Here is a 17,811-nt window from a genome sequence, read left to right as displayed (position 1 = left end):
ATTGTTCATGTTGCTTTGCGGCCACCATCATAAAGGCAAGCGCCCTGCGCCATGGGCACGATTGCCGCTCCATGAAAAAAGGCCGGGGCGGACCTGCTGGTCCGGCTCCGGCCCGGCGGATGCGCTGGCGCGCCAGACGCGCCACACCTCAGCCCACGCTATCCTTGACTGGCGACAACTGGCTCGCATGCAGGCGCGCATACGCGCCGCCCTGTTGCAGCAAGTCCGTGTGACTGCCCGATTCCACCAGTCGCCCGCCCTGCATGACGACGATGCGGTCGGCGCTTTCGATGGTGGACAAACGGTGGGCGATGACAATGGTGGTGCGGTTGCGCATCAGCACTTCCAGCGCGGCCTGCACGGAACGCTCCGACTCCGTATCGAGCGCGCTGGTCGCTTCGTCCAGAAGCAAAATCGGCGCGTCCTTGTACAGGGCGCGCGCGATGGCCAGGCGCTGGCGTTGTCCGCCCGACAGGCGTGAACCGTTCTGCCCCGCCTGGGTGGCGTAGCCTTGCGGCAGTTGCATGATGAAGTCATGCGCATAGGCGGCGCGCGCCGACGCTTCGATGCGGGCCTGGTCCGGGGCCGGGTCGCCGTAGGCGATATTCGCCGCCATCGTGTCGTTGAACAAGATCACGTCCTGGCTGACGAGGGCAAACTGGCGCCGCAGGGCCAGCAAGGCGTAGTCGCGCACGTCCACGCCGTCGAGCAGGATCTGGCCGCCGCTGACGTCATAGAAGCGCGGCAGCAGGCCCAGCAAGGTCGTCTTGCCACCGCCGGAGCCGCCCACCAGGGCCACCGTCTCGCCGGCGCGGATGTCGAGCGTGACATCGCTCAAGGCCGTGGGCGCGTCAGGGTCGTCGCTGTTGTAGCGGAACTGCACGTTCTGCAAGGACAAATTGCCCTGCACGGCCGCCGGGGCCACTGTGCCCGGGTCCGGTTCCAGCGGCGTGTCGATCAGGCCGAAAACGGACTCGGCCGCCGCCAAACCCCGTTGCAGCGGCTCATTGATCTTCGTCAAATTCTTGATCGGCGACTGCATGGCCATCAAGGCGCCCATGAACGCAACGAAGGCCCCCGGCGTGATGGCGCCGCTCTGCGCGCGCAGCATGGCGAAATAGATCACGGACGACAAGGTGATACCGACGAGCATCATGATGAAGCCGGAATTCATGGCCGAGGTAGCCGCATGCTTGACTGCCAGCTGGCGGTTGCGCTTGACGACGTCGACAAAGCGCGCCTGTTCGTAATCCTGCCCGCCGAAGATTTTCACCACGCGCTGGCCAGCGATGCTTTCGTCGAGCACGGACGTCAGCTCGCCCACGGCTTGCTGCGAACTCTTGCTCAGATGGCGCATGCGGCGGCCCGCCAGGGTCACGACGATGGCCACGATGGGCATCGACGCCATGCAGAACAGGGCCAGCTTCACGTCGATGCTGAACAGCAAGATCAAATAGCCGACGGTGGCGACGGAATCGCGCACCATCACGTTGAGCACGTTCAAGCCCGCCTGCGACACCTGGCTCGCGTCGAAGGCCACGCGCGACTGCGTCAGACTGGTGGTGGTGGTATCGAAGAAGCGGCTGGGCAGGCGCATGATGGTGGCGAACATTTTTTCGCGCAAATCGGCCTGCACGCGGCTCGATAGCCAAACGGAGCCGTAATCGCCGGCAAAACTCGACACCATGCGCAGCACGGCCAGGCCCAGGATAGTGGCGGGAATCACCCACAAGTCCACCTGCCCCGCCTGTGCCGGCAAGAAACGGTCGACCCAGCCCTGCAGCATGCCCATCACGCCCGATGCGGGCGCCACCTGCGTGCTGGCCGTCGTACGCATGGCGTCGACGACGTTTTGCAACTGGCGGATTAACAACACATCGGTGGCGGACGCCACGCCCACGGCCAGCAAGGTGGCGGCAACGATGGCGCCATAGCGGCGAAACTGCCCGGCCAGGCGGAAAAACAGGAGGCGACTTTGCTGCATGCAGGTGAGAAAAGTGAGGGTAAAGCGTGATTCTAACCGCTGCCAGACTTACCTAGAGGAAAGTCGCCCCTTGCCGGTGCAGAACCGGCAAGGGAACAACACGGACGATCAGCTCTTCGCCACTTTCCACGCGGCCGTGCCGGCCTTGCAGACCTTCAGCTTGAGGGTCTGTTCCTGGCCCTTGGCGCTCAAACCCACCTGCACCTTGCGGCAGGTTTGCGCATCCGTTTTTTCCGTGTCGCTGGCCGTGATTTCCGCAGCGATACGCACGGAATTGCGCAAGCCTTCATTGCTCCATTGCACGGTTTCGCCATCCTTCTTGTCATTGAGCACGTCGGTGACGGCCTTGACGAAGACGGGCTTGTCGTTCTTGTTCAGGTAAGCCATCGGCGTATCGGCCAGGAAACCCAGGCCGACGGCGGAAGCAGAAGCGCTGCAGGCAGCCAATGCCAAGGCGGCGACGATTTTCCGATAGTGTGTACGCATCATGTCCTGCCCTTTAAAGTGATTTCGATAGTAGCGACAGTATGACCCGAAATGACTCCGCATCATACTTTTAACGCAGGCATTCTATATTTGTTTGCTCAAAGCAAGTGTACGCTTGAGCTGGTACCGCCTTGCCTCGCGCCACAAGCTGGCTGCGGCCAACAGCGTTGGCAAGCCCGCACGGCTGCCGCATAATGCGGGCATGTTCAAACTGACTTTTCTCGGCACCTCTTCCGGCGTGCCCACGCGCTACCGCAACGTCACGTCGCTGGCCCTGCAAACCACGCACAACCGCGACTGGTGGATGATCGATTGCGGCGAAGCCACGCAGCACCGGCTGCAGCGTATCCCCCTGTCCGTGCACGACCTGGTGGGCATCTGCATCACCCACGTGCATGGCGACCACAGCTATGGTCTGCCGGGCCTGCTGGCCAGCGCCTCGATGACGGGGCGCAAGAAGCCCCTGCTGCTGATCGCCCCGGCCGCCATCAAGGCGTGGATCGACGCGACCTTGCTGCACACGGAGCTGTTTTTGACGTACCCGCTGATCCACATCGACGTGGACAGCACGCCAGTCGTGCATGAAGCAGCGGGCTTGACCATCGAGCGCCACGCGCTGTCGCACCGCGCGCCGAGCGTGGGCTATCGTTTTGCGCTGGAAACAAGCAGATGGAAGCTGGACAAGACCGCCCTGCTGGCGGCCGGCGTGCCGCCCGGCCCCGCCTGGGGACTCTTGCAGGCGGGCCAGGATGCGATCCTGGACGATGGCACGGTACTAGCGGCCGGCGCTTTCCGCCAGACGGAAACGCAGCGCGCCACGGTGGTGATCGGCGGCGACAACGATACGCCAGCGTTGCTGGCGGATGCCTGTGCCGGTGCGCAATTGCTCGTGCATGAAGCCACTTACACGGAAGCGATGCTGCAGAAAGTGGGCCCCGGCCCCACGCACAGCTCCGTGCAGCGCGTGGCGCAGTTCGCCGAAGCGGTGCGTCTGCCGAACCTGATCCTCACCCACTTCAGCGCCCGCTATCACCATGCGGACGGCATGGCCGAGCTGGAAGCGGAAGCGCGGCTGCATTATTCAGGCCAGCTGTTCCTGGCGCGCGATTTCGACAGCTATGAACTCGATGCGGCGGGCGAGCTGATCAAACTGCCGTTAAAACCGAATTAACAACGCCTGACAAAACCGTAGCGAGCGGAAGGAAGTTGTGGTCGAGAAGCGCAACTGTACGAAGGTACAGTGAGCATCGCAGACCGCAAATTACGACGCGCAGCAGGTTTTGTCAGGTGTTATTTTAGTGGGGATTGACGCCGTATTGGGCCGCATACTCGGCCGCCAGCGCGCGCGCCGCCTGCTGCTGTGAGGGCGTGAGGATTTCCAGCAACTGGTCGCGGTTCTTGATCGATTGCGTGCTGCCCGCCTCGGCCGGCATGGCGATCCACGCGTAGGCCTGCACGTAATCGAGTTCCACGCCCTGCCCTTGCGCGTACAGCAAGCCGTATTCATTCTGCGCCGACAGGGAACCGGCTTCGGCCGCCTGCTTGTACCAGAACGCCGCCTCGGCATAGTCTTGCGGTACGCCATCGCCCTTGCGGTAAGCCTGCGCCAGGTTGAATTGCGACTGGCCATCGCCCGCCTCGGCCGCCTGGCGTCCGTAAGCCAGCGATTGCGCCATGTCTTGCGCGACGCCATCACCGCTCGCATACATCAGGGCCAGGTTGGCCAGCGACGGCGGAAAGCCCGCCTGCGCGGCGGCCGTGAACAGCTCCACCGCTTTCGGCAGGTCTTGCGTCACGCCATGGCCCTGGTAATACAGGCTGGCCAATAAATGCTGGCCGGCCGGATCGCCGGTGCGCGCCGCCGCGTCGAATTGCTTGAACGCCTCGGCGTGGTTATCGTCGTTATAAGCGAGGATGCCCGCTTCATTCAAAGATTCGGGAGAAGATGTCATCAGAATTCCTTGTTCGGGGATTTTTTGGCATTGTACACAGCACTGTTCCGCGCCGAATGCACGATAGGAAACGGTGTGGCGCATTGCCCAAATCATGCGTTATGATCGTTCTCCGCCTGATGCAATCAGGGCATTGCGCTCCAATACCCGCCCAAGAATATCGCCATGAAACTGATTGCTCTGCTTTTATCCCTGATTTCCACCTCGGCTTATTGCGGCACCTTGCACCTGGACAAAGCCGCGACAGGCAAAGTATGGCAAGCGGCCGATATCCGCTATGCGAATCACGATGAAAAACAGACGTACCAGCTGAACATCGGCAAGCAGTGGATCAATGGCAGTTGCAGCAGCAGCGGCACGGGCAATTTGCACGCGCTGCTGCTGGACATGAATTTCGACGGCCATGCCGACCTGTGGGTGACCGGCTACACGGATAGCCAGGGGCGCATCCGCTGTTCCGATGTGTGGCTGTGGGATGCGCCGGCGAAGCAATACCGTTTCAACAAGCTATTATCTGCCATTCCGAATCTGGATATCAGCATGGCCGATCAAGGAATCCAAGGCGGCATTCGCAATTGCGGCTGCGCAGCGCAATGTTTTTATGAGGACAGCTATAAGTGGCGGGCTGACAAGTTAATCGCCACCGCCCGGCGCGAACAGGATTGCGAACGCTACCGTGAGTATCGTTTGAATGAAAAAAACGACTTGATCATCGTCAAGGATGAAATTATCGATAGCGGCAATCCTGGCCAGCAAACCATTGACAACGTAAAAGCATATGACTGGCAGCGCCATGCGCACATCATGCGCAAATCCTGGGAATGATATTTATCCTGCCATCCGACACCATTGAATAAATAAAACATATGACGACACATCCAGCATCGATTACTTTCCATCCCGCCAAGGCGGAAGACACGCCAGCCTTCATCGAATTGCGCGGCAAGACGCGGCAAAACGCGATACCCAAGGAACGCCTGGCCGCAGTCGGTATCACAGCAGACTCCTGGGCGGAAATGATGCGCTCGGGCAGCCTGCCTGGCCAGGTCTGCCATCACGACGGCCAGCTGGTCGGCTATTGCTTTGGCGAGCGCGACACGGGCGAAATCATCGTCCTGGCCCTGCTGCCGGCATTCGAAGGCTTAGGGTTAGGCAAGACCTTGCTGGAATTGGTGATGACGGAGTTGCGTGCGCAAGGCCATCAACGGCTGTTCCTCGGCTGCTCCAGCGATCCCGCCTCGCGCTCCTACGGCTTTTACCGCTACCTGGGCTGGACGGCGACGGGCGAGACGGACAAGTATGGCGACGAGGTGCTGGAATTTTACTTTACGGCCTAAGCGGTCAAGCGGTTGGCATCCCACACGCGCATCACCTGCGTGATGGCAGAGCCAAACACGGCGTAACCTACGCCATCGCGGGCCTGGATCGCCACGCCCGATAAAAAGCTGTCGAAGACGGACGCCAGAGCCGCTGCATCCGTATCTGCGGGCAATTCTCCACTGGCCATGCCCCGCTCGACGCAGCGCACGAAGCCGGCGCGGGTGCGGGCACGCGATTGCGTGAGGGGAGCAGCCACGGCCGCATGCTCGGCCGTCGGCGCGCTCATGCAACCGAGCGCCACCATGCAGCCGGGCGGATGCCCCGCATCGGACTGCATGCGGGCCGACTGGCGCAGGGCCTGCTCGATGGCTGCGCGCGGCGCCAGGCCATCGTCCCACAGGCATTCCGTCACGCGGGCAAATGTGTCCAGATAGCATTGCGCCGCCTCGCGGAACAGCGCTTCTTTCGAACCGAATGCCGCATAAAAGCTGGGCGCGGAAATGCCGCCGCCCAGGCTCGCCTTGAGCTGGCTCAAGGACGTCGATTCATATCCCTGCTGCCAGAATAAATACATGGCCTGTTCGACCGCTGCCTGCCGGTCGAACGTGCGCGGCCGTCCCATTTGCGCCATCGATCACTCCCTTTTATCTACTTACATACTACTCGATACAGAAGTCGTTGACAACGCCGCGCGCCATCATCTATATTTATACCGATCGATACATATGTACCGTTATAACGGTCGGGGGGATTCCTGCGCCCGATTACTTTACAAGGATGTTTGCCGTGAATCACGCTACGCTCACCACCGGAACCAGCCCAGCGCTGGCCGACCGCCTCCCCGTCGCCGGCCTGCTGGCCCTGGCTATGACGGGTTTTATCTGCATCGTCACGGAAACCTTGCCCGCCGGCTTGCTGCCGCAAATCAGCGCAGGGCTCGGCATCGGCGCCGCGCTGGCCGGGCAAATGGTCACGGCCTACGCGCTCGGCGCCCTGCTGGCGGCCATTCCGCTCACCATCGCCACGCGCGGCTGGCGCCGCCGCAACGTGCTGTTGCTGACCATCATCGGCTTTCTTGTGTTCAACACCGTCACGGCCCTGTCGTCCCACTACTGGCTGACCCTGGCGGCCCGTTTCTTTGCCGGCATGGCGGCCGGGCTGGCGTGGAGCTTGCTCGCCGGCTACGCGCGCCGCATGGTGGCGCCGCATCAGCAAGGCCGCGCACTGGCGCTGGCCATGGTGGGCGCCCCCGTCGCCCTGTCCCTGGGCGTACCGCTGGGCACCTTGCTCGGCTCGCTCGTCGGCTGGCGCGCCGCGTTCTGGATCATTTCCGCGCTGACATTGATACTGATCGGGTGGGTGCTGGCAAAGGTGCCTGACTACCCGGGCCAGTCCGTCCATGAGCGCCTGCCCCTGCGCCGCGTCTTCACGACGCCGGGCGTGCGCCCCGTGCTGGCCGTCGTCATCGCCTGGATGCTGGCCCACAACATTCTCTACACCTACATCGCCCCGTTCGTGGCTCCGGCAGGATTGACAGAGCGAATCGACCTGGTGCTGCTCGTCTTCGGCGCCGCCGCCATGGCCGGCATCTGGATCACGGGTAAACTGGTCGAGCGCCACCTGCGCGCCACCGTACTAGCCAGCCTGGCCGTGTTCGCCGCGACGGCCCTCGTGCTGGGTATCGCAGCGCACATTCCCTTTGCGATCTACCTGGGCATGGCCATCTGGGGCCTGAGCTTTGGCGGCGCGGCAACACTTTTACAAACAGCGCTGGCCGACACGGCCGGCAGCGGCGCCGACGTGGCCTTGTCGATGAATGTGGTGGCGTGGAATGGCGCGATTGCGGCCGCGGGCGTGGTGGGCGGCGCCTTGCTGGAAACCTGGGGTGCGAATGCTTTCCCCTGGGCGATGGTCAGCTTGCTGGTGCTGGCATTCGTGATCGCCTGGTCGGCCCGCGAACATGGCTTCCGGCCCGGACGGCGCAGCGGCGGCGCGCCCGTATCCGGGCATTGAAAAGGCGCTCTAATCAGCCGCCGGTATGCTCAGAATGCGGGGCACGTGGCCTGTATGCGCAAGGAAATCGACGAAGGCGGCATGCGACAGCGCCACCGTGGCCGTGTTGCGCAGCGGATGAGCTTGCACTGAATCAGCGTCCCACACGACTTGGTCCAGCACCAGTTCCACCGCCTGGGCGCTGTCGTGTATCAGCGCAAACAAGCTGACGGACCCGGGCGTGATACCCAAGTGATGCAGCAGGCGTTCGGGCGAAGCCATGCTCAACTTGCTGGCCGGCAGCAAGCGCCCCAGCGCCGCCAGGCCGACGCGCTTATCAAAAGGCACGATGACGAGAAAATGCCGGCACCCCTTCTCGTCGCGCACGAACAGGTTTTTCACCATCAAGCCGGGCATGGCTGGCACATGAATCAGTGCTTCATCGATGGTGTGCACGGCCGGGTGCTCGACGGATGGGCAATCGCCGGCATTGCTTTCCAGCCAGCGGGACAGGGTTTCTTGCATGGTGATTCCTCAGCTCGGACGCGATGAGGAATTGTAGCGGGTCAATGCGTGGTGGGATTGCCATCAAGGCTTATTCTCCTGCTCCTTGTCGGCCTTGTCGGCCGCCGCCAGCCCCCAGTCATTCCAGCCTTCCCCAAACAGCTCGATCGGATGTTGCGTGCGCTCGGAACCATTGCCGCAACGCATGGCGTCCGGCGGACAATATTTGTCGCAGCCCCAGCAGATACGTTCGGGGTTCTTGGGATTCAGGGGAAAGGGCTTGGCCATGGGAGGCGATCGTGTTCGGTTGAGGGATCCTTGTTGACTCTAGACCCGGCGCGGGAGGTGGTCAAATGAATTCCAGTGAGGAATTTGTCCGAGGTCAATTCTGTGCAGATGGCGGGTGTGGCGGCAAGACACAGTACCCTTCCAGCACGATACGCGCCACATTGACACTACCGTCGGCGGCCGGCTGCTCCTTGAGTTCGTCCAGCGCATACACCATCGTCACCATGGCGCCAGGCACGAACAGCTTGATGTCGTGCTTGCTGTGCGTGTAGATGCTCTCGTCGAATGTCGAGCCATCCTCCAGGCGCAAGGTAAAGCTGTTGACTTGATCGCCACGCCGGCTATCCTGGCCCGCGAAATACGTGCGCTCGATCCTGCCCGTCACCGTTCGGGTCGTGATCCGGCCGGCTTTGATGCTTTCCCACCACTCGTCGGAGGCGAACAGGCCGTGGCTGCCTTTCAAGCCCATGTGCGGCCTAGTGATGTCGAGGGTGAGGAATTGCATTTTGACGATGCGGGCCGGGTCTTGTGCCAGGGCTTCGGCGAGGGTGTAGACAGGTTTCATTGAGCTGCATTTTACCGAGAACGAGAATTAACATAGCTTATATAAGATTGAAAATATCGGCTGGATGAACGGCGCTCAGGGAATGCCAGCACTTTATAATATTGCCAATCATAACAAGTACTTATATCAACCAACTCTCTCATTGATCAAATAACCATGTTATCAAAAATATTGTCTGGCCTGCTCTTGCGCTCGAAAACCTTGCGCACACTAGCGCTGTTTTCCTTCGCACTCGCTTACACCGGAGTGTCCGCCGAAGGCTTTCAAGGCATCACCGCCGGACAAACCTTTGGCAGCATCAAGGCACAATTTCCCGCCGCAACCATTGAATCCGTCGAAGCCGCATGGGTAACGGAGTCGGACGGTTTCTATCGACTGTCAGGCCCGGGCTTTCCCGGCAAGTTATACCTGGTGTTTTCCGACATGCGGCCTTTTTACCGAAAAATGCTTGAAAAGATAAGTGAGAAAATAGAAGTTTCTCCCCTAGGCACGATCACGAGAAAGGATGTATTCACTTTCGAGTATTGGACTAAACTGGCAAATGAAACCACCGATAATAGTTTAAAGATAAACAATATGCGCTGGGTACCGGACGCACCCATTCCCCTGCAACGCTATATTGCCAAATATGGGAAACCCGACGAATCGGGTTTCAGCGACGCTGACATGCGGCCCTATGCCGCGTGGACGAAACGCGGTATTTATCTCAATTTATCGGATGATCAGAAAGAGGTTAACTCCGTTGAATTTTCCTTCACAAAAGAAGAGGAACGCGTAGAGTGCCGCAAGAAGCATCAGAAAGCCGATTGGGCCAAGGAGTGTGCATAAGGCAGCACGCACGCGGCACCGGATGAAGGCGGGCATGGGTATGGACAGATGTATTGTCCGCTGTGAAAGCTTTCTTGATCTCCCTCACGACTTGACGCTGATGCTTGAACGCTTGTGCCGCGTGCGGCAAGTGCCCGTATGGACGTCCATCATCGAATGAAGTCGCCAGGAACGCGCACCAAGGCTCCATGATGCCAGCGGCTGCCTCGCCGGCATGAACGTTCAGTTATTTGAGCACCTGCACTCTGTTAAAATAGTCAAAAATTTTAATGATCAGACAATGAATAACCCGGATTTTTCAAACACAAGGAATGTGCTTAGCAAATGAAAGCCATTATATTCTGCACCAGCTTTATTAAAGATGCCCCGTCATGGGAAAGCCGGTATCAACGGTGGCTCGATTACTACCAAGATATTCCAATCAATGCAATAAAGAAGATAATGATCGATGATGGATCGCCATTTCTTCCCCCTGCCGATATCATCAATACCGTTTCCCATAGCGCTTCGCTGGCTTCGAATGGCGAAAAAAACCTCATCATTCGCTTCGATAACAATCTGGGACGGCAAAGCGGGGCCGACTACCCTGGCTGGTGGCGCAGCTTTCTCCACTCCGTCAAGGTGGCAAATGAATTAGGCGTGGATAAAATCATCCACATCGAGTCGGACGCCTATATCATGACGCCGCGCCTGGTTAATTTCATCAATGAAATCGAATCAGGCTGGAACGTCCTGTGGTCGCCGCGCTATCGTTTTCCAGAAACGGCCATTCAAGTTATCTGCAGAGGTCAATTTGAAATTTTTGAGAAATTCAAGGACAACCATCCGGGTTATTCCTTCCCGGATATTGCGGAAAGACTGCTTCCTTTCACCGCTGTGCACAAGCAGTTCAAAGGCGACCGCTACAGCGATTTCACGAAAAACAGATGGATATTCCGCTCGAAAAAATTCAACAAAATACCCATTTTCAAACATGTGTTTTTCTGGGAGACGATACCGTCGGATGCAGATTTTGTTACGCAGGGTATTCGCCGTCAGGACTTTGTGTATCGACGGGGTGAAGCGGCTTGATTTTGTGAGGGTGGGTGTTCTTTTTCGCGCCGAATTGACCCACTCTGTTTGACCCTCCCTCCATTGCCTGGCGAACGCCGCCACTCGGTCGTAAGACCCCTTGAACCCCAATTCCGTTAGATCCTCGTGAAGCTGTTTTAGGCTGCGCCGTTGCTTGCGTGATTTGGCCGCCTCGGTCTTGAGCCAGCCTGCGAGGTGAAAAGCGTATGGGTCGATGGCGCTGGCCGATTGGCGCTCCGCATAGGCGGGCTCAGTTGTCTCCGAGCGCAGATAGCGCCGGACGGTGTTGCGCGAAATGCCGAGGCGCTTCGCGATTTCCCTCAATGAGACTTGGTCGCGAAGATGCCAGCGCCTAATAATTCCTAGTAATGCCACGTCAATCACTCCGATCCCCTACTCATTCAGATAAGTAGGATTGTGTGCTAAACGTGGGTCAATTTTCGATGCAAATTATGCGGCTAAGTGGGTCAGTTTTCGGTGCAAATCAACAACACGCCGATAGAACGTTGCGAATTCTCAAAATCAAAGGACACACACAGGACGCTAAAAATATTAGATCATGGGCAGTTAAAAATCGCTGGAATCCAAAGGCTGCGGGCGAGCTAGAAGTTCTGGCAGAAAGAATTGGCGCACTGAAATCAAAACCACGGATACAAAGAACGGAAGATGCCGAAACCACCTACCAGTATTGGTGTTCGAAAGGCTCACCTACAACTTGAGGAAAAATTATCTAACGTTTCCGCGAATCTTAGTGAAATTGGACTTTATAAAATGATGGCCTGCGTCCTTTAGGTTACCCAATTGAAGGCACCATGGAAGGTTAACGCTCATGCTCCAGATCAGTAGCGGAAAGGATTTCTGGTTTCGGGCCGCGACTGAGTTGTCAAACAAAAACCAATTCGACAATCGGCTTACACCGTGGTTACATGTAAGGTTTAGATGTCGCAGGGGCCACAAAAATTTACATGTAACCATTTGATTTTAAAAGTATTTTTTGGAGTGATTGAGGGATAATATCCATTCACCCGCAGACCTCAGTATATTTATGCGGGTTTGCAGCGTGTTGTTACATGCGCAATGACTGCATCAGAGGAGCAACGGTTCTCTGAACGTCAAACGGGCTGCGTGCGAATGATCGTTCATAGCCGAAGGCGGACGGTCAGAATAGTTCAGTGTACGGTGTTGTTGCTGTGCAGACATTCGTAACAGCCTCCGCCCCTAGACCGGCGTCCCGGCCGGGGGCTTGATCCGCGGCCTTGACGGCAGCCCGCACGCTCGCCCACAGACCGGACAGCGGGCCTGGGACGTCCTCAAGGCGCTCCCTGGGCGCGATGCCGTCGAGCGCTTCGCGTGCAGCCTGTAGCAGCTTGCCGCGCAAGAGCTCGGCGCGCTCCATCAGCGCATTGAGCTGATCGCGATCGAACTCGTCGCGCATATTGGCGAAGCGTTCCTCCAGTTTGTGGTACAGCACCGTATTCCCGTACTGCAGTACGTCCAGCTGCATTGATTTGAAGGTATCGGCAACGTGCGCGCAGCGCGCCAGGTCGTCCCGCAGGGCTTTCCCGTACATGTCGAATACCATGTTCACCGTCGCCAGCACGCGCTCTTCCGCCGCGGCGGGCCGGTTCTGGCTGCGCAGGAAGTCGGCCAGGGACATGGTGCGGCAGGCGTATTCCTTGCCGCGCCTGGCGCTGTAGGCGCTGATGCCGGCCACGGTGATGTTTTCCTCCGCCAGGATGTCCTCGACTTCGGCCAGTACCTCCTCGACCTCGGATGCGCTGCGCAGGTCGACCTTGTTGAGCACCAAGTAGAGCGGCCGCTCGCCGAGCTCGAGTCCGCGAATGAACTGCAGGTCCGAGGCGGACACGGTGCCGTTCGCATCGACGCCGATCACCCAGAGCAAGGCCGCCGCCGAGCCCACGAACTCGCGCGCCGTTGCGCCATCCTGTTCCGTATAACCGTCACCCGCCGACGGGTTGTATCCGGGAGTGTCGACGATGCACAGGTTGCTGAATAATTCAGGGTCCAGGGGCACGCCCAGCGACAAGGCGGGCATCAATTGCTTGAGGTCGAAACCGAGCGACTTGACGAAGTCGTGCGAGATGCGCTTGTACATGCTTGAAGACAGTTCGAGCGAACCGCCGTTTGCCCCGTAGGCGCGGATGGCGGCTTTCGGCGCGCTCACCACATAGGTCGGGATGGCGGTGACGGGTTCGATGCCGACGGCCAGGCGCACCGAAGCGTCCTGGATAAAGCTGTTCACCAGTTCGGATTTGCCGGCGCTGAAACCGCCCGCGATAGCGACCCGGCGCTTGCCATAAATGCCGGGAAAGCCCGACAGCATGCGCAAGTCCTCGACCACTCCCTGCAGCAGCACCAGGGCTTCGGCCTCTTCGGCCAGCGATTGCTCTTCATTCGCAAACCCCATGTAGTCGTGCTCGATCAGGTCCCGCAGCCGGGCCAGGCCCGGATTCACCGGCGGCGTCAGGCTGAGCAGGCCGACCACCAGCTCGTTGCGCTCCTGCAGTGCGGCATACTTGCCCTCCACCCGCTCAAGGGTGTCGCGGACCGTGCCGAGCGTGCGCGCGGTTTCCTCCACCTCGATCCGGGCGATGCCCAGCTGGGCATCGAGCACGTCCTTGTGATTCGACAGCAGCGCATGCCGCGTTTCCCATTCGACGAGCTGCGCCCCTTGCGCGTCGAGCTGCCGCACCGCCTGGCCGACCGCTTCGGACAGCGTCGACAGGTCGGCCACGACCTCCTCCCTGAGCCGGCGCCGGCCCCACAGGAACCACCGCCCGAGCTGGCTGGTGCGCCCGATCAGTGTGTTAAAGATGTCGGTGTTCAGCATTCGCATTCCTTCAGCTCGCCGATCAGGTTCTGCAGCCGCTCGGTCACCTGGACCCTGCTGTGGATGTGGGCTTCAAGCTTGTCGATCCTGGCGCCGTAGTTCGCGACGAAACCGACCGCCACCCCGGGCGAAAGCACCTTTTCCAGCCGGTTCAGATAGTCGTCCAGCTCGCTGAAGAATCCGCGCCGCAGGTTGTCCATGTGCCTTTCGGCGGCCGACAGGTATTCCTCGGCGGCGTTGTCCGTCAGGGTGCCCCTTGCGCTCAGCCCGGCCGGGATCGTGATGTCGACTGCGGGAGGCGGCAGCTTGATCTTGTGGACTAGTTCATTCACCGTCCTGCTCGCGAGGACCTGGTCGAGATTGGCGTCGCCGATCACGCGCCTGAGTACGGCAAGCAGGTCGTGCCGCACCGCCTGTTCCCAGTCCAGCTGGATCCGCTCCGCCAGATGGGTAATCTCATCCCTCGCGCCGCGCGAGAATTCCTCGATCTGGGCGTGGATCTGGTTGGTGGCGACTTTCGTGTAGTCGACCCGGCGCTCGCGCGACCCGCCACCCCAAAGCAAGCGGGCCGTCCCGGCCAGGAAACCGGATTTTTCTTCGGTCACGGTCCGCGTGCCGCTGCTTACCGCAGCTTCCTGACGGTTGCGGGACTGGGAAAAGGCGTTCTCAATCTCCCGCTTCAGCTGCTCGCGCAGTTCCGCACGCAGTTGGTGGCTCAGCCGGCGGCCGACCGTCTCGAGTTCAACCTCGAGCAGCTCGGTTTCGCGGCGCAGGTCCTCTTTCTGCTTTTCGAGCTTTCCGATGTCAGCTGAACGCAGGTGCTCCTGTTCAGCGGTGACGAACTTGACCAGGTCACCCAGGTACGCTTGCAATGCGGTGCGCTTGGCCTGCACCAGGGCCAGCTTGCGCTCCTCCGTGATGCGTTCTTTCTGCTGGCGCACGTTGGCGATCAGTGCGCGCACGGGTTCGATGTTCCCCAGGTGCTCGAGATTCGCCCTAGCCAGCACTGGATCGTCCGGAAAGTTGTCGGGGAAGGCTTCCTTCAGGTTGGCCCAGACGGTCTGCTGGTGCTCATCCCACGCCGCAGGCTGTTCAAACTGCCGGGCCAGCGAGTAGCAGCTGCTCGACGAGTGCTGGACCCGCTCGCGGCCCTGGGCAATCAGGGCGTCGAAGGTGGTGCCGACAGCCGGCTGGTTCAGCTTGAGGCTGCCGAGGGTCTCGACCATGCGCCCGCCCAGCTTGCCGGTAATATCGTCCAGCACGGCGCGCAGCGGCTGGCCCCTGTACTCGCTGCCGAACAGCTGAGTGTCCGCCTGGCTCGCCAGCACCAGCATCTCGCGGACGCCTTCCTTGGTGACGATGCGCCCCATCAGGTCGAGGTCTTCGGCGCTCAAGAAATGTCCTGCCGGGCTCACGATCAGGATCACGTCGCAGCGCTTGAGCGCTTCGGCGGTGCGTTCCTCGCGCGATACGACCGGATCGTTCAGGCCCGGCGTGTCGACCACCTCGATGTCGAGCAAGCTGTCCAGGGGCATTGCGATGCGGACGTTGCGGGTGAAGGGCGTATGGCGGCCGTTGGAGCCGACATAGTCGCGCATCTGTTCAAGCAGCTCGGCATTGCTGCCTGCGCGCAGCGTCGCGCGCTGGCCAAGCTCGGCGATCGTCAGGCCCGACTTCTGGATGTCGATGAATTGCTCGTATGCCACCGCCTGGCTCGCATAGCGCTGCTTCAGCTCGCGTATGGCCGAGCGCCGGGCGCGCTCGCGCGCCTCGTCGCCCGCCGGGGCCGCGGGACTGTATCCTGCGCCCTCGCGCGGCTCGAGACGGCGCCGGGTTTCCTCGTCGACCAGGCGCACGAACTGATCGTGGCTGGCGCGGATGGCGGCGATATCGTTCTGGGTGAAGAATTCGACCTCGGCGGACAACTCGTCGCCATGCGTGAGACTCGTCAGCGCGGCCGTCATCGGGGTCGCCGCCTTCGGCAGCAACGATACGCCGTCGAACAGCAGGGCGTTGAGGAGCGAGGATTTTCCGGCTTTTACACGGCCTACCACACCGATCCGCAGCAGCCGGTCCGCATTGGCGATCTCGTCGAACGCGGCCTGCAGCGCATCGAGCTGCTCAATGCCGTGCTTGCGGGCGATTCCCGGCTCGTCCTGCCCTAGCACCTCGCCATAGCGGGCAACAATCTGTGTGACCCGGGTACGCGCAGCAATCAGTCGGGACTTATCCATGGGCGTCCTCGAAGATCAGTGCCGAGGCCCGCGAGGTCAGCGTTGCCTGCATTGCCTCCAACTGGGCGATGCGCGCGGCAACCTTGACGGCGTCATCGCGCACCACGCTTTCCTGCTGGCGGATGGATTCCTGCTTGTCGAGCAACACTTGCTCGAACTGGGCGCCGACCTGCCGGATGAGCTCAGCAAGCTGCTGCTCGAACAAGCCCGGCAATTCCTTGCGCAACTCCTCCTTGATCGACGGGATCATTTCCGTCAGTACCGAAGTGCGGATTTTTTCGCGGATACTGCCGGCAAAAAGTGCCGGCAGAATATCCGGCAGGAAGACGATCAGCAGCTCGACGATGGGGGCGACCACGTTGGTCGCGACCGCCAGAACCGTCGCCGCCGTCTTGAACACATTGCCGAGATTGCTGTCCTTGTCCAGGTCCTTGCCGAGTTTTGCGATACTCGTCTGGATCGAAGACAGGCCATCCAGCATCTTCTGCGACAAGCCCGAGGACCATGTGCTGTCGGCGGAATAGCTGCTCATTAGGCGGTCCAGCCCGCGCAGCTCGAGCTCGAATTCGTGGACCACCAGCGCCGAGATTTCGCTCATCTGCGCCTTCATCTTGCGTAGCAGCGTACTGCGCAACAGATCCCCGACCAGGCTCTCCAGGCGCGCCTTGTCGCCCGCCTGCAGGGCCGCCACCATGTCATCGGCCGCATCGGTCAGGGCGAGGCCGACGGCGTCGACGATGGCGCCGACGCGTCCATTGCCAAAACGATGCCGGATGTCTTCGATCAGGAGGTCGCGCTTGCGTTCGATCTTGCCGGCCGCCTCCTTCAGCTCGTCGAACGCCTGCTGGTTTTCCTCGCTGCTGTGGCGCAGCGAGGCCAGCGCGACGTTGCCGTTTTCCAGCAGGTCGAAGTGCAGGCGCTTCAGCCGGGCGCCGAACAGCGCCGCGAACAGCTTCTCCGGGTCGACGGTGCCCAGCATACCGGCGAACGCCGCCGGGTCCTTGCCCATCACATGGACCGGCTGGGCGGTGCCGGTCATGTCGTGGATCTGGTCGGCCACATAGCCGGCAATCTCGCTGACCTCCGCTTCCGGCTTCAGGTTGGCCTTGTTCAGCACCACACTGATCTGCCGGCCCATCGCGGCGATGTCCTGCAACTGGCTGGCGGTCGAACGGGTGATGTTGCCTTCTTCGACGCTGACGGCGGCCACGAAATGGGCGCCGCGCGCAAGATAGTTGCCGATCGCCTTGTTGTGGCTGATGGCGGCGGAACCGAAACCGGGCATGTCGACCAGTACCAGCGGTTCAAGGCGCTGCAACGCGGCACTGTCGACATACACGCGCAGGAAACGGAAGCTTTCGGCGCGCTCCTTGACCTGTTCGAAGGCATCCAGAGCGTACCGCGCCGTGCTGCCGTCGAGGCCGATCGCCTCGATGCGCTCGTCGGTATCGTAACGCAGCTCGGCGGCCAGCTCCGTCTCAGGGCGGATACCGACCGGCAGGACCGGGCGTCCGATGAACCCGTTGAGCATAGAACTCTTGCCGGCACTAAAACTTCCGACGATGGGAATCAGCAGCTCGGCGGTGTCCAGATCGGTCCGGAGCACGTCGAGCGCCTCCGACTGTACGGCCGCGCTGGAAAGTGCGCCTTCGGCCTCTTTCAGGTACTGCTGGTAGTTTTTCTTTGTTCTCATGAGCGTGGTGCGTCGAATGTCAGTGAATATCTGCCGCAGGTAG

At 60.5% G+C, this 17,811-nt stretch carries 16 protein-coding genes and 1 pseudogene; 6 read left to right on the top strand and 11 right to left on the bottom strand.

Features of this window, described 5'->3' with window-relative positions; genetic code table 11:
• Positions 1-148: 148 nt before the first annotated feature.
• Positions 149-1,984 (bottom strand): lipid A export permease/ATP-binding protein MsbA, encoded by a 1,836-nt coding sequence (msbA, locus tag MRBLMS1_RS10145; protein WP_485879305.1) that lies wholly within the window; start codon positions 1,982-1,984, stop codon positions 149-151.
• 108 nt (positions 1,985-2,092) lie between these two features.
• Positions 2,093-2,473: a hypothetical protein gene (locus MRBLMS1_RS10140; RefSeq protein ID WP_485879303.1), complete on the bottom strand. Its 381-nt coding sequence runs from the start codon at positions 2,471-2,473 to the stop codon at positions 2,093-2,095.
• A 112-nt stretch (positions 2,474-2,585) separates the two neighbouring features.
• On the opposite strand from MRBLMS1_RS10140, the gene MRBLMS1_RS10135 reads away from it, so the two are divergent.
• The gene (locus tag MRBLMS1_RS10135) at positions 2,586-3,641 is read left to right on the top strand and encodes a ribonuclease Z (protein WP_485879301.1); all 1,056 of its coding nucleotides are present in this window, start codon (positions 2,586-2,588) and stop codon (positions 3,639-3,641) included.
• A 124-nt stretch (positions 3,642-3,765) separates the two neighbouring features.
• Here MRBLMS1_RS10135 and MRBLMS1_RS10130 read toward each other — a convergent pair whose 3' ends face one another.
• A complete protein-coding gene (locus tag MRBLMS1_RS10130) occupies positions 3,766-4,422 on the bottom strand; it encodes a tetratricopeptide repeat protein (RefSeq protein WP_181877874.1) in 657 nt (218 codons plus the stop codon).
• Between the two features lie 165 nt (positions 4,423-4,587).
• Here MRBLMS1_RS10130 and MRBLMS1_RS10125 point away from each other — a divergent pair, with 165 nt between their 5' ends.
• Both MRBLMS1_RS10125 and MRBLMS1_RS10120 read left to right on the top strand, forming a co-directional pair.
• Positions 4,588-5,247 (top strand): XAC2610-related protein, encoded by a 660-nt coding sequence (locus tag MRBLMS1_RS10125; RefSeq protein WP_485879298.1) that lies wholly within the window; start codon positions 4,588-4,590, stop codon positions 5,245-5,247.
• Between the two features lie 41 nt (positions 5,248-5,288).
• A complete protein-coding gene (locus MRBLMS1_RS10120) occupies positions 5,289-5,759 on the top strand; it encodes a GNAT family N-acetyltransferase (protein WP_485879296.1) in 471 nt (156 codons plus the stop codon).
• Here the strand turns inward: MRBLMS1_RS10120 and MRBLMS1_RS10115 are convergent.
• Positions 5,756-6,373: a TetR/AcrR family transcriptional regulator gene (locus MRBLMS1_RS10115; protein ID WP_485879294.1), complete on the bottom strand. Its 618-nt coding sequence runs from the start codon at positions 6,371-6,373 to the stop codon at positions 5,756-5,758. The two genes, MRBLMS1_RS10120 and MRBLMS1_RS10115, sit on opposite strands and share 4 nt — an antisense overlap.
• Before the next feature lie 236 nt (positions 6,374-6,609).
• On the opposite strand from MRBLMS1_RS10115, the gene MRBLMS1_RS10110 reads away from it, so the two are divergent.
• Positions 6,610-7,755, top strand: a complete 1,146-nt coding sequence (locus MRBLMS1_RS10110; protein ID WP_485880060.1) for an MFS transporter — start codon at positions 6,610-6,612, stop codon at positions 7,753-7,755.
• Between the two features lie 9 nt (positions 7,756-7,764).
• Here the strand turns inward: MRBLMS1_RS10110 and MRBLMS1_RS10105 are convergent, their stop codons facing one another.
• The 3 genes from MRBLMS1_RS10105 to MRBLMS1_RS10095 form a co-directional block, all read right to left on the bottom strand.
• On the bottom strand, positions 7,765-8,259 hold the full coding sequence (locus MRBLMS1_RS10105; protein ID WP_485879292.1) for a prolyl-tRNA synthetase associated domain-containing protein: 495 nt from the start codon (positions 8,257-8,259) through the stop codon (positions 7,765-7,767).
• A gap of 63 nt (positions 8,260-8,322) precedes the next feature.
• Positions 8,323-8,526 carry a DUF3079 domain-containing protein gene (locus MRBLMS1_RS10100; protein WP_034759072.1) on the bottom strand — a complete coding sequence of 68 codons (204 nt, stop codon included), beginning with the start codon at positions 8,524-8,526 and terminating at the stop codon, positions 8,323-8,325.
• Positions 8,527-8,620: 94 nt separating this feature from the next.
• Entirely contained in the window at positions 8,621-9,091 is a 471-nt protein-coding gene (locus tag MRBLMS1_RS10095) for a hypothetical protein (protein WP_485879290.1), read from the bottom strand.
• Between the two features lie 156 nt (positions 9,092-9,247).
• Between MRBLMS1_RS10095 and MRBLMS1_RS10090 the strand changes: the two genes are divergently transcribed.
• Both MRBLMS1_RS10090 and MRBLMS1_RS10085 read left to right on the top strand, forming a co-directional pair.
• A complete protein-coding gene (locus tag MRBLMS1_RS10090) occupies positions 9,248-9,919 on the top strand; it encodes a hypothetical protein (protein ID WP_128140055.1) in 672 nt (223 codons plus the stop codon).
• Positions 9,920-10,243: 324 nt separating this feature from the next.
• The gene (locus tag MRBLMS1_RS10085; protein ID WP_485880103.1) at positions 10,244-10,990 is read left to right on the top strand and encodes a hypothetical protein; all 747 of its coding nucleotides are present in this window, start codon (positions 10,244-10,246) and stop codon (positions 10,988-10,990) included.
• Positions 10,991-11,032: 42 nt separating this feature from the next.
• Here the strand turns inward: MRBLMS1_RS10085 and MRBLMS1_RS10080 are convergent.
• The 4 genes and pseudogenes from MRBLMS1_RS10080 to MRBLMS1_RS10065 all read right to left on the bottom strand — a co-directional run.
• Positions 11,033-11,374, bottom strand: a pseudogene (locus MRBLMS1_RS10080) (helix-turn-helix domain-containing protein); the annotation flags it as partial.
• A gap of 775 nt (positions 11,375-12,149) precedes the next feature.
• Positions 12,150-13,841, bottom strand: a complete 1,692-nt coding sequence (locus MRBLMS1_RS10075; protein ID WP_485879288.1) for a dynamin family protein — start codon at positions 13,839-13,841, stop codon at positions 12,150-12,152.
• Positions 13,835-16,075 carry a dynamin family protein gene (locus MRBLMS1_RS10070; RefSeq protein ID WP_485879286.1) on the bottom strand — a complete coding sequence of 747 codons (2,241 nt, stop codon included), beginning with the start codon at positions 16,073-16,075 and terminating at the stop codon, positions 13,835-13,837. Before MRBLMS1_RS10070 ends, MRBLMS1_RS10075 begins: the two co-directional genes overlap by 7 nt.
• A complete protein-coding gene (locus MRBLMS1_RS10065; protein ID WP_485879284.1) occupies positions 16,068-17,768 on the bottom strand; it encodes a dynamin family protein in 1,701 nt (566 codons plus the stop codon). Before MRBLMS1_RS10065 ends, MRBLMS1_RS10070 begins: the two co-directional genes overlap by 8 nt.
• Between the last annotated feature and the right edge of the window lie 43 nt (positions 17,769-17,811).

Source organism: Massilia sp. LMS1-1-1.1 (genome assembly GCF_040815535.1).
Classification (GTDB): domain Bacteria; phylum Pseudomonadota; class Gammaproteobacteria; order Burkholderiales; family Burkholderiaceae_D; genus Janthinobacterium; species Janthinobacterium aestuarii.
The sequence above is the reverse complement of the archived record's forward strand: the minus strand, read 5'-3'. Positions and strand labels throughout refer to the sequence as shown.

Coding starts and splice junctions, on each gene's coding strand:
- msbA (WP_485879305.1), bottom strand. CDS start 1,984: ATGCAGCAAAGTCGCCTCCTGTTTTTCCGCCTGGCCGGGCAGTTTCGC.
- MRBLMS1_RS10140 (WP_485879303.1), bottom strand. CDS start 2,473: ATGATGCGTACACACTATCGGAAAATCGTCGCCGCCTTGGCATTGGCT.
- MRBLMS1_RS10130 (WP_181877874.1), bottom strand. CDS start 4,422: ATGACATCTTCTCCCGAATCTTTGAATGAAGCGGGCATCCTCGCTTAT.
- MRBLMS1_RS10125 (WP_485879298.1), top strand. CDS start 4,588: ATGAAACTGATTGCTCTGCTTTTATCCCTGATTTCCACCTCGGCTTAT.
- MRBLMS1_RS10120 (WP_485879296.1), top strand. CDS start 5,289: ATGACGACACATCCAGCATCGATTACTTTCCATCCCGCCAAGGCGGAA.
- MRBLMS1_RS10115 (WP_485879294.1), bottom strand. CDS start 6,373: ATGGCGCAAATGGGACGGCCGCGCACGTTCGACCGGCAGGCAGCGGTC.
- MRBLMS1_RS10110 (WP_485880060.1), top strand. CDS start 6,610: ATGACGGGTTTTATCTGCATCGTCACGGAAACCTTGCCCGCCGGCTTG.
- MRBLMS1_RS10105 (WP_485879292.1), bottom strand. CDS start 8,259: ATGCAAGAAACCCTGTCCCGCTGGCTGGAAAGCAATGCCGGCGATTGC.
- MRBLMS1_RS10100 (WP_034759072.1), bottom strand. CDS start 8,526: ATGGCCAAGCCCTTTCCCCTGAATCCCAAGAACCCCGAACGTATCTGC.
- MRBLMS1_RS10095 (WP_485879290.1), bottom strand. CDS start 9,091: ATGAAACCTGTCTACACCCTCGCCGAAGCCCTGGCACAAGACCCGGCC.
- MRBLMS1_RS10090 (WP_128140055.1), top strand. CDS start 9,248: ATGTTATCAAAAATATTGTCTGGCCTGCTCTTGCGCTCGAAAACCTTG.
- MRBLMS1_RS10085 (WP_485880103.1), top strand. CDS start 10,244: ATGAAAGCCATTATATTCTGCACCAGCTTTATTAAAGATGCCCCGTCA.
- MRBLMS1_RS10075 (WP_485879288.1), bottom strand. CDS start 13,841: ATGCTGAACACCGACATCTTTAACACACTGATCGGGCGCACCAGCCAG.
- MRBLMS1_RS10070 (WP_485879286.1), bottom strand. CDS start 16,075: ATGGATAAGTCCCGACTGATTGCTGCGCGTACCCGGGTCACACAGATT.
- MRBLMS1_RS10065 (WP_485879284.1), bottom strand. CDS start 17,768: ATGAGAACAAAGAAAAACTACCAGCAGTACCTGAAAGAGGCCGAAGGC.